Origin of the sequence: Streptomyces chengmaiensis (genome assembly GCF_029846775.1) — a bacterium.
Classification (GTDB): Bacteria; Actinomycetota; Actinomycetes; order Streptomycetales; family Streptomycetaceae; genus Streptomyces; species Streptomyces chengmaiensis.
In genome coordinates this window covers 1-13313 of sequence record NZ_JARWBG010000053.1, presented here as the reverse complement: position 1 = coordinate 13313, position 13313 = coordinate 1, and the positions used below count along the sequence as shown (strand labels likewise).

Annotated in this window: 11 protein-coding genes and 2 pseudogenes; 5 read left to right on the top strand and 8 right to left on the bottom strand. The window is 67.4% G+C overall.

Annotated elements, in window-relative coordinates; translation table 11 throughout:
* Nucleotides 1-11 precede the first annotated feature (11 nt).
* Together QCN29_RS30200 and QCN29_RS30195 are read left to right on the top strand one after the other, a co-directional pair.
* A complete protein-coding gene (locus tag QCN29_RS30200; RefSeq protein WP_279932154.1) occupies nucleotides 12-353 on the top strand; it encodes a hypothetical protein in 342 nt (113 codons plus the stop codon).
* A gap of 72 nt (nucleotides 354-425) precedes the next feature.
* Nucleotides 426-917: a hypothetical protein gene (locus QCN29_RS30195; protein ID WP_279932153.1), complete on the top strand. Its 492-nt coding sequence runs from the start codon at nucleotides 426-428 to the stop codon at nucleotides 915-917.
* A 48-nt stretch (nucleotides 918-965) separates the two neighbouring features.
* Here the strand turns inward: QCN29_RS30195 and QCN29_RS30190 are convergent, their stop codons facing one another.
* The gene (locus tag QCN29_RS30190) at nucleotides 966-3098 is read right to left on the bottom strand and encodes a hypothetical protein (RefSeq protein WP_279932152.1); all 2133 of its coding nucleotides are present in this window, start codon (nucleotides 3096-3098) and stop codon (nucleotides 966-968) included.
* 285 nt (nucleotides 3099-3383) lie between these two features.
* Entirely contained in the window at nucleotides 3384-3683 is a 300-nt protein-coding gene (locus QCN29_RS30185; RefSeq protein ID WP_279932151.1) for a hypothetical protein, read from the bottom strand.
* A gap of 703 nt (nucleotides 3684-4386) precedes the next feature.
* Here QCN29_RS30185 and QCN29_RS30180 point away from each other — a divergent pair.
* Nucleotides 4387-6315 (top strand): UvrD-helicase domain-containing protein, encoded by a 1929-nt coding sequence (locus QCN29_RS30180; protein ID WP_279932150.1) that lies wholly within the window; start codon nucleotides 4387-4389, stop codon nucleotides 6313-6315.
* 49 nt (nucleotides 6316-6364) lie between these two features.
* On the opposite strand, the gene QCN29_RS30175 is transcribed toward QCN29_RS30180, so the two are convergent.
* Nucleotides 6365-6721 (bottom strand): HAD family hydrolase, encoded by a 357-nt coding sequence (locus QCN29_RS30175; RefSeq protein WP_279932148.1) that lies wholly within the window; start codon nucleotides 6719-6721, stop codon nucleotides 6365-6367.
* Nucleotides 6722-6746: 25 nt separating this feature from the next.
* Here QCN29_RS30175 and QCN29_RS30170 point away from each other — a divergent pair.
* Nucleotides 6747-7662 (top strand): annotated as a pseudogene (locus QCN29_RS30170) (IS630 family transposase); the annotation flags it as partial.
* 98 nt (nucleotides 7663-7760) lie between these two features.
* Nucleotides 7761-8282 carry an IS200/IS605 family accessory protein TnpB-related protein gene (locus tag QCN29_RS30165; RefSeq protein WP_318036752.1) on the top strand — a complete coding sequence of 174 codons (522 nt, stop codon included), beginning with the start codon at nucleotides 7761-7763 and terminating at the stop codon, nucleotides 8280-8282.
* Nucleotides 8283-8380: 98 nt separating this feature from the next.
* Here QCN29_RS30165 and QCN29_RS30160 read toward each other — a convergent pair whose 3' ends face one another.
* The 5 genes and pseudogenes from QCN29_RS30160 to QCN29_RS30140 form a co-directional block, all read right to left on the bottom strand.
* Nucleotides 8381-8860, bottom strand: a complete 480-nt coding sequence (locus QCN29_RS30160; RefSeq protein WP_279932146.1) for a hypothetical protein — start codon at nucleotides 8858-8860, stop codon at nucleotides 8381-8383.
* Between the two features lie 68 nt (nucleotides 8861-8928).
* Nucleotides 8929-10026, bottom strand: a complete 1098-nt coding sequence (locus QCN29_RS30155) for a hypothetical protein (protein WP_279932144.1) — start codon at nucleotides 10024-10026, stop codon at nucleotides 8929-8931.
* A 543-nt stretch (nucleotides 10027-10569) separates the two neighbouring features.
* Nucleotides 10570-11622, bottom strand: coding sequence for a ParB/RepB/Spo0J family partition protein (locus QCN29_RS30150; protein ID WP_279932143.1), 1053 nt, complete (start codon nucleotides 11620-11622; stop codon nucleotides 10570-10572).
* Nucleotides 11619-12863, bottom strand: a complete 1245-nt coding sequence (locus QCN29_RS30145) for a ParA family protein (RefSeq protein WP_279932142.1) — start codon at nucleotides 12861-12863, stop codon at nucleotides 11619-11621. The genes QCN29_RS30150 and QCN29_RS30145 overlap by 4 nt, the downstream gene beginning before the upstream one ends.
* 311 nt (nucleotides 12864-13174) lie before the next feature.
* Nucleotides 13175-13313, bottom strand: a pseudogene (locus tag QCN29_RS30140) (IS110 family transposase); the annotation flags it as partial.

Genomic DNA, 13313 nt, shown 5'->3' with positions numbered 1-13313 from the left:
AGGAGCCGACCGTGTTCACCGACATGAACGAGGCCCTCGAAGCAGAGGCCCTCGAACTCACCCCGATCGGCAGCGGCCAGAGCGCCGCCGCCTCCCTGGTGGTCGCCCACCAGGCCCGCGACAAGGACGACCTTGCCGACCTGCTGGGCGCACTGGGTCTGCCCTGCGGCGAGGACGACCTCGTACGTCTGCTCCCCCACATGAACACGTCCGACAACCCGACGACCGGAGACACGATGCCCGCCAACGCCTTTACCGCCACCGCCGCCTCCATGCTGAACAACGGCGACAGCCCCGAACACGTCCGCGAGACCCTCGGGTTGTCGGAGAGCGAACTGGCCGAAGCCCTCTAGTACACCGACCAAGACGTCCCCACCCCGGACACCGACGCCCCGCAGGCGGCTGGCCCCGCGTCCGATGGTGCGGTGGACAGCGACGGGATCGAGGCGTTGCTCTCCTGGGCGAAGGATCACCCGGCCGCCGTCATCCGCAACAAGGCCGCGCGCGTCCGCAGCGACCTCCACGAGCTGACCGCGCGGCGCGAGGCCGACGATGCCCAGCGGGAGGCCGAAGTGCGCGTCGCCAAGCTGAAGGCTGAACTGGAGCAGGCACAGGAAACCCTGCGCACCGTGAAGGCCGGCGGCCGTCCCGCAGCGACCGCCGCAGCTTCCGCGCCGACTGCCACCAAGCGCAGCAAGGAGCAGCTGGCCGCGATCCGGACGTGGGCGCGCCAACGGCCACCAGGTCGCCGACCGCGGCCTCCCGGCAAAGACGCTCCTGGACGCGTACGACGCTGCCCACCGCACCACCACCCTGGCGGAGGCGAGCTAAGGACACCCAACACCTCGCCATCGACGGCTACCTGGACACCGTCCCCGCACCCGGCGACGACCCGGGCACTGCCCGGTTCCAGCTGATCGTCTCCCCCACCGACGACGCCAGGGATGAGACTCCGCCAGCCAGAATCACAGCGTCCCCGTCCGGAGGCGTTTCCGCCGCCGGGCCTGTGGCGTGCTGACGAGCCTTTGGAAACGAGGGTCTGACCGGAGTTCCGTGAAACAGGGGTCGCCTTGAGCCTCTTTCTTGTCGCGTTCAGTGACGATGGCGTATTGGAGGTCCTGGATGGTGTACTCCATCTGCTGTCGTCGAGCCTCTTCGCTGAGGTTTCTTCGTCGCGCGATGAGCATGTGCGTGCATGCGTGGTCGTAGGCCAGCCGAGGTGAGGTGTGCGGCTCCTCGTGAGAGTGCTGTGCCGTGACCTGCCCGGCCTCGGTGGTCTCCTGCAGTGCGTTGAAGCATTCCACGAGGTTGCGGGCGTGCGGGCGCATCGCCGCTTGCTGGTGGCACAACTCCTTCCCCTTCCATGCGACCTTGCTGGGGTCGCATAGGCGGTTGAGCTCGTCGGCGGACTCGCGGGCGCTGACCAGCATGGTGGCACGGCCCTCGTCCGTGCCTCCAGCGTCGATGTATCCGTTGACCCACTGGGTGGCACTGCTGTAGAGGATTCGGATCTTGAGCGGCATCCATCCCTCGCGGTCGTCGGAAACCTTCGAGATCTCGCAACGGTGGTACTGAGCATCGATGGCCCGGGCGAAGCCGCCGAAATCCGTTTCCTCGTGGGGCTGTAGCCCGTAGGAGGCCCATAGATACTCGAACAGCGCCAGTTCGTTCTGCGGGTCCTCGTCGACCGCTTTGGCGAGAAGTTGCACCTTGGTGGCGTCCCGGGCTTCGTTGTCGGCGAGCAGCGACTTGCTGCTGGCGATCACCTGTAGGGCGACGCTCCTCCACTGACTGGCGCCGTACAGGCCGTCCTGGAGCTCTTCGTGCACCGCGCTCAGTTGCACCAGGATGAATGCGGCGGCGCCGGTGAGCATCTGCGCCTTGGCGCGCTCCTGGTCCTCCTTCGGGAGGTGCAGGTCCGGCCGGCTAAACACGGTGCTGGCTGCCTGCTGTCCGTTGCGCGAAAGGCTGATCGCGATGCGGTTGTCGTCCACGAGGGTGACCCTGGCGCGCCAGGTCAGATCGGGCCTGAGTGCGAAGAACAGGCGGGTCAGGGTTCCCACGATCTTTCCCGCAGGCAGGGCGCTGAGCTCCTCGACGGGGATCTGACTTAGTGGTGTGGTCCCCGGTGTGGACGTGCTCTTGCGCAAGGACTGCGGGGTTTCAGTGCCGAGGCCCTTCATCCTGGCGAGCAGGTAGTCGGAGGAAGAGGCGTTCACGCTTCCGTCGGACTGCTGCACCTCGACCTGCAGACGCAGGTTCTGGCCGAGCGCCGCAGCCGTCAGCAGCACGCCGATCACGGTGAGGGTGATGTACACGAACATCAGCCGCACGTCGTAGCTGAGCGCGGAGCTCAGCAGCACCGCAAGAATCCCCGCCAGCATGATGATGTCCAGGGACAGGAGCAGGGCACGCCACCGCCGCCATTCATCGCCGCGAGCGGCCCAGAGCACCAGGGCTGCTGCCCCGACACCCACCAGTCCGATTACCAGGGCACCGACCCAGCACTGCGTCCACGTCGGTGCAAACGGGCTGAACATGGCGAACAACGGCGCCATGACCGCTGCTGCGAACAACAGGAACGCACCGACGCTGCCCATGGTGCGCCGCACCCACGCCGGCCACGCGACGGCATCGACCTTCACCAGCCACCGCGAGCACACGCCGGCAAGAGCGTAGAGGACGAGCATTCCGACCGCGGCAACCACAACGAGACGCCCAAGGGGGAGCGCCCAGTCTCGGTAGAAGCGATCACTGTTCGAAACTGCCGTGGGCAAGGGGCGACTCTTCAGGTCGGAGACGCGCGCGATGCCGGCGGCAGCGGCAGCGCTTGCGGCATCAAGCCGAAGCGCGGCAGCGAACTTGTCTTCGGCCGCCGCCAGGCCCCCGGAGCGGATCATGAGTTGCCCGGCCGTAACGAGCTCGGCTGCGTCCTGGCGGGCCTCGGCCACCAGCCGGAGGCCGTCGACGGCGCACTGCTGGTCGCCGTCGCTTGCCTTCACCGACTCGTACAGCTTCTTCGCCCGGTCCAGAGAACCCGCCAGCCGGTGACCGTCGGCCGCCTTGCACGCTTGCTGTGCGACGGTATCGGCTGGCACCGCTGCGACTGTGGTGGCCAGGACAAGCACAACCAGGGACAGGGCTCGAACAAGGCGTCTCCACATGGTCTGCAATCAAACTCAGCGACGATGCCCTCGCATCCAGGCGCACCGTCGGCGACACCAAGACCGCCCCCTCGCGCAGGAACGGAGACCACGTGGCCGAACGAACGAAGCGCCCCGGGTAAACGGTGTTGTCCGGCTGGGGGGAGGCTCGCGCACAGGGGTTGAAGGGCAACGAGCCGAACCGCCGGCACCGGACCCGGGCCCCGCGTTCTGACCGTCTTACACGTCGGCTTGGAGGAAGGCTGGAGCGTCGCGGCGCGCTGGCTCCACGTCGCCGAGGATGTCGTATCGCCAGACCACGACCTGTGTGGTGGTGAATCCGTACCAGCCCGTGCCTCGAGCGACGTGCAGGCGCGGGTCCTGCTGCGGCCACCACTCGAGCCGGGCCACGTCCATGGGGGAGAGGCCGTAGGGGGCAGAGGTCAGCGCTGCCGGGCCACCGTCGCGGAGCCACGCGACGGTGTGGTCGAGCCATGGGGCGTCTGCAGTGGGAGCGTCGTAGCGGCTGCAGTTTCCCATCGTGCACTGCCTACTGCGCCGCCGCTGGAGCCAGCGGGGACAGCAGCCCGCCTCGCTGCGGCGGAGACCATACATCTCGGCCCAGGCGGTGATGGTCTCCTGCGCCTGGCGTCGGTCTCGCACGGCATTCTCGTAGCGCACCGCGCTGTTTCGGTAGTTGCGTTGGGAGGGTGTGGAGAGCCCGTAGGGCCACCCGATACCTTCCGTGGTCCTGCCAAAGACGGCAGCGCCTCGTTCCTGCAGAGTTCTCCCAGCAGGGGAAGAGGCTGGCCTGACCTTGGGGACCGGTGCGGCGTGCAGGGTGCTGTAGCTGCGCCCGGGAACCCGTTCATCAGGCCAGGGAGCTCGGCTGATGTCTCGCTGGAGGTGGCGTCGGCCGGCGTCGATTCGGCGGGCGTGCATCTGGTGCAGCGGATCGGGCTTACGAAAATCGACGGCGTACCGTTGCCGGAGATCGTCGATGCGTGCTTGGCGTGCCTTCTTCCGTGGCGCGACGCACTCGACAGCCGCTAGTGCTGCACACGTTGGGCACGGTTGCGCCAAGGCGTACTCGTGCAGCGGAGGAAACGGGGCGGGCTCCGCTGTCGCGTCGTCGTCGGTCATCCAGTTCTCCTCTGTTGAGCCCACTCGATTCCGCCACTTTGTCACTCTCTGTAGCGTCACCGGTACGCTGCGCTTACGCGTCTTGTGGAAAGGAGACCTGGTGAGCCGCAAGCCACCACGCCGAGGCAACGAGGAAGCCCCGAAGGACACCGACGACCAGATCGCCCTGTTCGCCAGTCCTGCACCGAAGGCAAAGATGAGCGCGAAGGAGCTGTCCCCGGCCAGAAGACTCTCCGGGCTCATCTCGCAAATCGCCCGGCTCTCCGGGCTGCACCATGCAGAAGTCAACCGGCGGCTCAACCTCAAGCTCGGCGTCAGCACCAGGACGGGCGCCTCAGACGCACTGATCGAGCGTGCCCTCGAACTGGCCGAGGAGTACCTGCGGCACCTCGCCGCCCGACAGTGCCCCCCACTACCTGAACCAGCAGCTCCCCTCGTGCTGCATCCGAAGACCGCTTCGCGCAAGGGGCCTCCGCCGACTCCGGAGCAGGACCTGGCCGTCGAGGTAAAACTCAGTGGTGAACACTTCGCCGTGCAGGCCGGTGCCGGCACCGGCAAGACCGCCACACTGGTGTTGCTCGCTCACGCGGACCGTCACCGCGGCGTGTTCCTTGCCTTCAACCGATCAGTCGTCGACGATGCAGCACGCCGGTTCCCGCCCAACGTGCACTGCCGGACGCCGCACTCGATCGCCATGAAGGCTCTCGCCTCCCGCTACGGCGAGCGCTACGGGGCGCCGCGCGAACCGGCCTGGCGAGCAGGAGAACGGCTCGGCATCGCACGGACGATGAAGGTCACTTTCGGCGAGCGCGTGATGACACACAAGGCGCTGTCCTCCGCCGCGCTCGGCATGGTGGTGAAGTTCTGCCACTCCAACGACACGGACCTGTCGCCCAAGCATTTGCCATATATCCGCGGCCTTGACAACGGCCACCGCCCCGAGGTGGCCCGCTTCGTCCTGCCGTACGCGAAGCGGGCCTGGGAAGACCTCCAGAACCCTGACGGGCGGAAGGTGAAGCTCGACCCGAACCACGCCTTGAAGATCTGGGCCATGACCAAGCCGGTGATCCCCGGTGACTTCCTGCTTCTGGATGAGGCGCAGGACACCAACCCGGTGCTCGAAGAGGTGTTCAACGCCCAACGGTCGCATGCGCAGCTCATCATGGTCGGAGACTCCGCCCAGGCCATCTACGGCTGGCGCGGTGCCCGTGACGTGATGACCGGCTTCGATGGCAGGCAGCTGGTGCTGTCCCAGTCCTTCCGCTTCGGCCCCGCTTTGGCCGAGGAGGCCAACCGGTGGCTCGACGCCGCCGGATCACCGATCCGCCTCCGTGGAAACCCCGCCCTCGACACGACCATCGGACCCATCGAGCAGCCCGAGGCAATCCTGTGCCGCACGAACGCCGGCACCATTACCGAGACCTTCCGCCTGCTCGAGGAAGGCAAACGGGTCGCACTCGTCGGAAGCGCCAAGGCTCTTGAAGAACTCGCCCGGGCCGCCGGTGAGCTCAAGGCCGGACGGCGCACCGCTCACCCCGAACTCGTGCTCTTCCAGACCTGGGGTGAACTCCAGGAATACGCGGAAGAGGACCCGATGGGCGGTGACCTGCTGCCATTGGTTGACATCATCGACACCCACGGGGCCGAGACGGTACTCCGCGCCGTGCAACAGCTCACAGACGAATCCGTGGCGGACGTCGTTCTCTCCACCGCCCACAAGGCCAAAGGACGCGAGTGGCTATCGGTCAAGATTGCTGAGGACTTCGAGCCACAGGCCACCAGCGAGGTCGACGCCAACGGTCGGCAGGTCCCTCGTCCTTACACCGTGGACGACTATCGCCTCGCCTATGTCTCCGTCACGAGGGCCCGGCAACGCCTCGACCGCGGAGGCCTGCAATGGATCGACAAGTACCCTGATCTCCTCGCCGGACCTGTGGCCACCATGCCTCCACGATCCACCCCCGAACCTCCTGCACGCCCGCCTGCCTTGTCACCCTGGGATCGCCTGGGTCCCCCTCCAATGTCATAGCCGTCACACATGTGATCAACGGGCGAACGTCTGAGGGGCCGATACATGGTTAGGCCCGGCCGAGAGCACGAAGTAGAGCCCGCGGGTCTCCGAGGTCTGCGACCACCATGGTGGCGCCGGCCTCGCGCAGTTCTTGGACACTCGATTGGCCCGAGGCGACTGCGAGCGCTGGCACATCGTTGCCCCGGCCGGCTGCCATATCGGCCGGCGTATCACCGACCAGCATCACGTCGTCAGCCGCTATGTGTACGTCCAGGCCTTGGCCGGCCCGGCGCATCGCGATGTGCACCGGCTCCGCCCGTTCGTCGTCGTCCTCGCCGTACGCGCCGTACCACTGGATGTGGGTGTCGAGCACGAAGGCACCCAGCTTGAGTTCGGCGACTGGCCGGCCGTTGCCGGTGACCACGTCCGATCCGACTGCTGGAGGCGTGGTGACTGAGCCTGTGCGGGTGCGCAGACTGACCGACCAGGAGGGGCAGAAGCTGCAGCAGATCGTGCGCGGGGGCAGCACGAGCTCGGTGCGCTATCGGCGGGCGATGATGCTGCTCGCGTCCGCCGGCGGGAACCGCGTTCCTGTGATTGCCCAGCTGGTCCAGGCCGACGAGGACACGGTGCGGGACGTGATCCACCGGTTCAACGAGATCGGCCTGGCCTGCATGGACCCTCGGTGGGCGGGAGGCGGTCCCCGCCTGCTCACCCCTGACGACGAGGACTTCGTCGTCCAGACGGCCACCACTCGCCCCGCCAAACTCGGCCAGCCGTTCACCCCGCTGGTCGATCCGCAAACTCGCCGCCTACCTGCGCCGCGTGCACGGACGTGCGATCCGCATCGGCCGTGAAGCCTTACGGTGCCTGCTCCGGTGCCGCGGCATCACCTTCCAGCGCACCAAGACATGGAAGGAGTCGCGCGACCCCGAGCGCGACGCCAAGCTCGACCGCATCGAGCACGTCGTGGAGCACTTCCCTGACCGGGTCTTCGCCTTCGACGAGTTCGGGCCCCTGGGGATCCGGTCCACCGGAGGCTCCTGCTGGGCGAAGCAGGGAAAGCCCAACCGCCTGCCGGCGACCTACCGCCGCACGCACGGTGTGACCTCCTTCCACGGCTGCTACTCCGTCGGCGACGACCGGTTGTGGGGCGTCAACCGCCGCCGCAAAGGCACCGCCAACACGCTGGCCGCGCTGAAGTCGATCCGTGCCGCCCGGCCCGACGGCGCACCGATCTATGTCATTCTGGACAACCTCTCCGCCCACACCGGCGCGGACATCCGCCGCTGGGCGAAGAAGAACAAGGTCGAGCTGTGCTTCACCCCGAGCTACGCCTCGTGGGCGAACCCGATCGAGGCGCACTGCCGCTTCGACTACGACCTCAGCGGTTCGGCCGGACACCGTGACGCACAACTCCGCCCGCCCTCACCCGCCTCCTGCACTGGGCCAAGGCTACGGGCGTGCAGGCCATCGCGATCGAAGACCTCGACTTCACCGACTCCAAGACCCGCGAGAAGCACGGCCGGAAGAAGAAGTTCCGGCAGCTCATCTCCGGTATCCCCACCAGCAGACTCCGCGCACGCCTCCTGTCGATGTGCGCGGAGTCCGGTATCAGCGTGATCGCTGTCGATCCCGCCTATACCTCGATGTGGGGCGCGGAGCATTGGCAGAAGCCGCTTACCACCAAGCGACGCCCCGCGACACGGCACTACGCCGCAGCGGTGGCGATCGGACGACGTTCCCTCGGTCACCGGATCAGGCGACGGACGGCACCGCCCCGCCAGCACCAGAGCGATGCCGGCGGGCATCGGACCGCCCAGGCCCGACCCGGCGACCGGGGGCGCGAGGGAAACCGCCCCCGCGTACCCGGACCACGCCTGCAAGGCGAAGGGACCGCACGCGGCAGGAACGCGGTGGACCAGAACACCCAAGACCGTTCGGGGAGTTCGACTGAGCACGTGCAACTCACGCTCAGTCTTTAGGAACGGTCTCCAGGAGAGCCGCCTCGTCGTACACCTGCTGTGCCTCCGCACCTGCTGATCCCGGAGCAGCCTGCGGCCTGTGATCCCTGCCGCCGCCTTCAGTTCTGGTCCTGGGCGTAGCGGTCTGCGTACCAGCTGGTGTCGATGTCGGGGTTGCGCGGGGTTGCCCAGAAGTGGTCGTCGGGGATGGGTGGTATCGGGGGGTGGCCGAGGTCGGCGTGGAGTTCGGCGAGCCAGTGGAGGCTGAGGTTGCTGCGGGTGGCCGCGATGTCGCATACCGCTTGGTGCGGCGTGCCCCATACCGCGTGCACCATGTTCTCCGCGGCCCATCTGCGGAGGTCGTCCATGTGTTGGTCGGCCTGAGCCATTATCGTGCGCAGGCGCAGGCCCAGCGGGCTGGCCTGGCCGCGCCGTACGGTCTCGCCCCGGTCCAGGGCGTCCAAGGTCGAGCTGACTTCGGTGTATTTGGCCAGCCCGGTTTCAACGGCAAGTCTGCGCATCTGCTTGCGCGCCGCCTCGGCCACGTGCTCGCGGGGCAACGTGGCTACCAGGGCGCCCAGTTCCTGAAGTCCGTACAAGGAGCCCACCCTGAGTGGCTGTGCCGGGCCGATCCACGCGTCCTGAGCATGCTCGCGGACGGCACGCCTCACGGGTTTTCCGGCAGCTGCAACCCCGTGCAGTTGCCGCGCCGCACCTGGTCCTTCGCGAACGTGGCTACGTACTCACGCAACAGCACCCGCTGCTCTTCCCGCTCGGCCTCCGTCGGAGGCTCAACCTTCTCGCCTTCTTCCCGGTAGGAGTAGTCATAGCCCCAGTGCGCGGCGAAGCCGGCGTTCTCGCCACCGCACTTGGCGACGGCCCACGCCCGGTCCGCGGTCAGCGCAGGCTTCCAGACGGCGCCTTCGCCCATCGGTAGCGGATCGGGACCCGAGCCCATCTCGCGCATGTCCCCGCCCCAGGTGCCAAGCCAACTGGTGAGCTCGACAAGCGGCTTGCCCGGCCTCTGGTTGTCCTTTGGCCGGAACCTGTTGTCGCTGGCCTTCTTGGGTGCGTGCAGAGTGCAGCGTCCGACAACCCCTCCGTCAGCGATGGCGATGCGTACCTCCCCGTTACGTCCTTCCGCCAGGCCACGGGTGGTGGCCAGAGCATTGCAGGCGGTGCCCTTCGCTTGCGCGCGGGGCACGAACTTGCCCGTGTCCGGCACCGCCCCGTCCTCGGGCGCGGGCAGCGGCTCGCCACCGCAGCCGAGCTTCCCGGTCATTTCGTTCGTCATCCGCACCGCGAGCCGCAGCATGGCCGCCTTCTCCTCGCGGCTCTCGGCGAAGTACGTCCAGGTGCGCACCAGCAGCCTGTGGTGCTTCCCCCAGGAGCCCTTGGCACGGCGCGGGCACTTGGGCATGAGGTAGACGCGGCTTTTCTGGGCCTCGAAGCCGGGGAGCCCGCCCGGCAGGACGGCGTGCGGCTGGCCGGAGGCGCCGATGCGGCGGATCTCGCGGTCCCGGTCCCTCCCGTCCAGATAGGCGTCCACGGCGACCACGACCTTGCCCTCGTCGTTCGTCAACACGCATTGGTAACGGCCGAGTTCCTTGTCGAAGGACTCTTCCTCCGCCCCAAGCCTCGCGTCCGTGCGTACCGTCTCCAGATCACCGCCGGGCAGCTTGCCCCCGCACGCCTCACGTGCCAGCCACCAGTCCTTGACCGGCGCCCGAACCGAGAACCCGACAATGACCAGTACGGCCAGCACACACGCTGAACCCCACCGCCACCTTCGGTGCCGCCACGCCCAGTTCCCCACCCGATCCTCCGTTCCCCGCTCACCGGTATGCCATTTCCGCACCAGTGTGCACATCCTCCCCGATCGCCCACCGCGCCGCATCGGGCGGCCGTCAGCCGAGTTCACCCAGCAGTCGCCAGGTGCCCGGCCGCAGCCCGTCGACGGCCGGTCTGGGTGAAGGCGACCTTGGCCGCATACGCCGAGCGGATCAGCGATGCCCACCACTGGGACTTCTGGTGGGACTGATCCGCTCCCCAGAAGACGTTCGACAGGGAAGTGGCCTTCAGGTGTGCTGGGCTGTCAGGCGACGGGCAGTCTGTGCCACCAATGACTGCAGCCGCCAGAACAGAAGCGCGTGTCAGTCATGCAGCTGACCGTAGAGGGGGCAGTGACAGCGTGAAGCTTGCTGTCGTGGCGCTGACCGGAGTCAACGCCGGTGGCACACCTTGTTGACTCCAGCTTCGCTGGTCCTGGTCCTGGTGCCACTCCCCCGGTGCGGCAGCTTCGGGACCACTACCTCTGGGTTGTGTCGCTGTGCTCGGCGACAAGGCGCTCAACCAGGATCTCCCGTTGTTCCTTGAGCATTCGCTCAAGCACAAGGTCGGCAATCTTGTGTCCGTCGTGCCAGGGAATCTCGTTGCCGGGCTGAAGGTTCGCGGCGGGGGCGGTGCGCGGTTCGGACTGCCCCTGGGGTTCGGCGCGGGGTGCGGGCACGTCATCGCGCGGGGGTGCCGTTTCGCTGGCTGGGCTATCACGCCGTGATAGCTCCGTCGCCGCAGCCGGGGTCGGGGCAGAGGTTGCTGCTTTGGCGGGGCGGGGGTTCTCGGGGTTATCACGGCGTGATAGCTCGGACCGCTTGCGCTCGCTGGCGGCCGCGCGGGCGTCTGCCTCGTGGCGCTGCTGCCCGGGTGGGAGCTTGGCCAGGTTGCGTACGTGCTCGACCTTGCGGCGGCCGGCGACGAGGTCTGCTTGGAGCTGGGGGTCGAGTTCGAGGATGGAGAGCTTGGACGAGATGGTCGACTGGGCGATGCCCAGGCGTTTGGCGGCTTTGTTCTGGGAACCGTAGAAGTCGACCAGCTTGCGCAGGGCTTGAGCTTCCTCGAGGGGGTTCATGTCGTCACGGTGGACGTTGGCGACGAATGCGGCCTCGAGGAGGGATTCGTCCGTGGAGACGAGGGCGTTGTCGATGCTCACCCGGATCGTGGGAGCACCGGCGAGGCGTGCTGCTTCGAGGCGGCGGTGTCCGTCGATGACGATGTACCGGGCGCCTTCGTCGATGTCGTCGGCCCTGTCGGGCCGTTCTGCGAGGTAGGCGTCGAGGGTGGCGATGGTGATGGCGTTGACGAGTCCGATCTCGCGGATGCTGTCGGCCAGGCCCTCGAGGTCCCTCAGTACTCCGCGGGGGTTGTCGGGGTTCTGGCTGATGACGGCGAGGGGGAGTTCGGTCGGTTCAGGCACGCCGGCGGTGGGCACCCCGGTAGCTGCGCCGATGGCGGCGCGTCGGGCGCTGATGGGGCGGGCCTGGGCGAAGGATGCTCCAGCTCCGAGGTTCTTTGCTTTGCTCACTTGCTGATCTCCCGGGCGAGGGCCCTGAGTGCGACGGACTGTTCACAGCGGGGGGCGTAGGCGAGCAGGGGGCGCTTGGCCCGGACTGCTTCCTTCTGTTCTTTGAGGTCGCCGATGACTCCGACGACGCGGGGATCCTTTATGTCCATCCAGGACTGCAGGGAGGATGTGGCGATGTAGCCGCGGCGTGCGTCGTAGTGGTTGACGACGAGGCCGAGGTAGTCGACGTCGAGGGCCAGGTCGTCGCGCATGTCCTCGATCTGCGAGGTGAGCAGCCCGTAGGCGTCGGCGCTGCTGTCTTCGGCTTGGACGACGATGAGGGTGCCGGAGTTGCCTGGTGCCTCGTCGGGGCGGCGGCGGCCGTAGTAGGTGGCGGCGTCCATGCTCAGGCCGAGGCTGGGTGGGCAGTCGATGAGGATCACGTCGTAGTCGGCTTCGACGGCTGCGAGGGCGCGTTCCAGGGCGGCTTCGCGGGCGCGGACGGAGGCGAGTCGTACGTCGAGGAGGAAGGCGTCGGCGCAGGCGGGCAGCAGGTGCAGTCGGTCTGCGAAGCGGTCGTCGTCGATGGTGACGATGAGGTCGCTGAGGTCTCCCTTGCCGTCGCCGGCCATGTGGTTGGTCAGGGAGTCGCCGTCCATGGGGAGCGGTTCGTGGCCGAGTTGCTTGGTGAGATGGCCCTGGGGGTCGAAGTCGACGAGCAGGACGCGCTGTCCGAGTCCGGGTAGGTCCTCGAGGGCGAGCGGGTCGGTGGTGTCGTCCTCGTCGAGGAGGGCTGCGAAGTGCTTGGATACCCGCACGGGTACCAGGGCTGCGGGGTCTTCTGCGAGGGCTTCGCCTGCGCCGGCGGTGATGGCGGTCTTGCCGACGCCGCCTTTCTGGTTGCAGACGATGATGCGGCGGACGATCGCGGGGCGTTTGACGGCCGGGGCTGGGTTGCTGTCGAGCCAGAGCCGCACGGACTGGGCCAGGCCTTGGATGAGGGAGACGCCGCGGCTCTTGCAGTCGGCTTTGAATCCTGTCCACTGCTCAGCGGGCAGGAAGGTCGCGAAGGATTCGGCGCCGGAGGTGTCGATGGCTGCGAGGTTGGAGCCGAGGCCGCGCCATGCGCTGATGCCGGCGTCGACGGCGTCCTGCATGTCGATGCCGTGCTGCACGGCTCGGACCTTGAGTTCCTGGCGTAGCCAGGCGGGCAGTTTGGAGACGACTTTTTCCCGGTCGCCTCTGGAGTCAGGTGACGTCATAGCCAGTAACTGTACTAACGCGACGGATATTTTGAAGCTCCGACACGTTAGCTAGGTTGATCCATCTGGGGTAGCCCTATCACGCCGTGATAAGTAAAAGCTACACAGAGCTACACAAAACCGCGCAAATCGGCGGTAGATCACGTCCCCTCTCCCATCCTCCCGCCAACTCCACGCACTTCTCCCCCACCGGCGCCCATCGACGGATTCCAGTCATCGCTGACCCTGGCCCTTCACCCCCTGCAGCCAGCGCACCTACGCTCATGCACCCAGGCCAGCCGCCACCGACGCCAGGAGTCTCAATGACGAAGTCAAGCCGCTTGCGTGACTGGCGGGGCGGAGGTGAAGACCCGTCCGTCACGCAGCAGGGCCCACAACACACTCGCCCGCCGGCGGGCCAGAGCAATGACGGCCTGGACGTGCTTGCAGCCCTCGCCGCGCTTCTTCAGG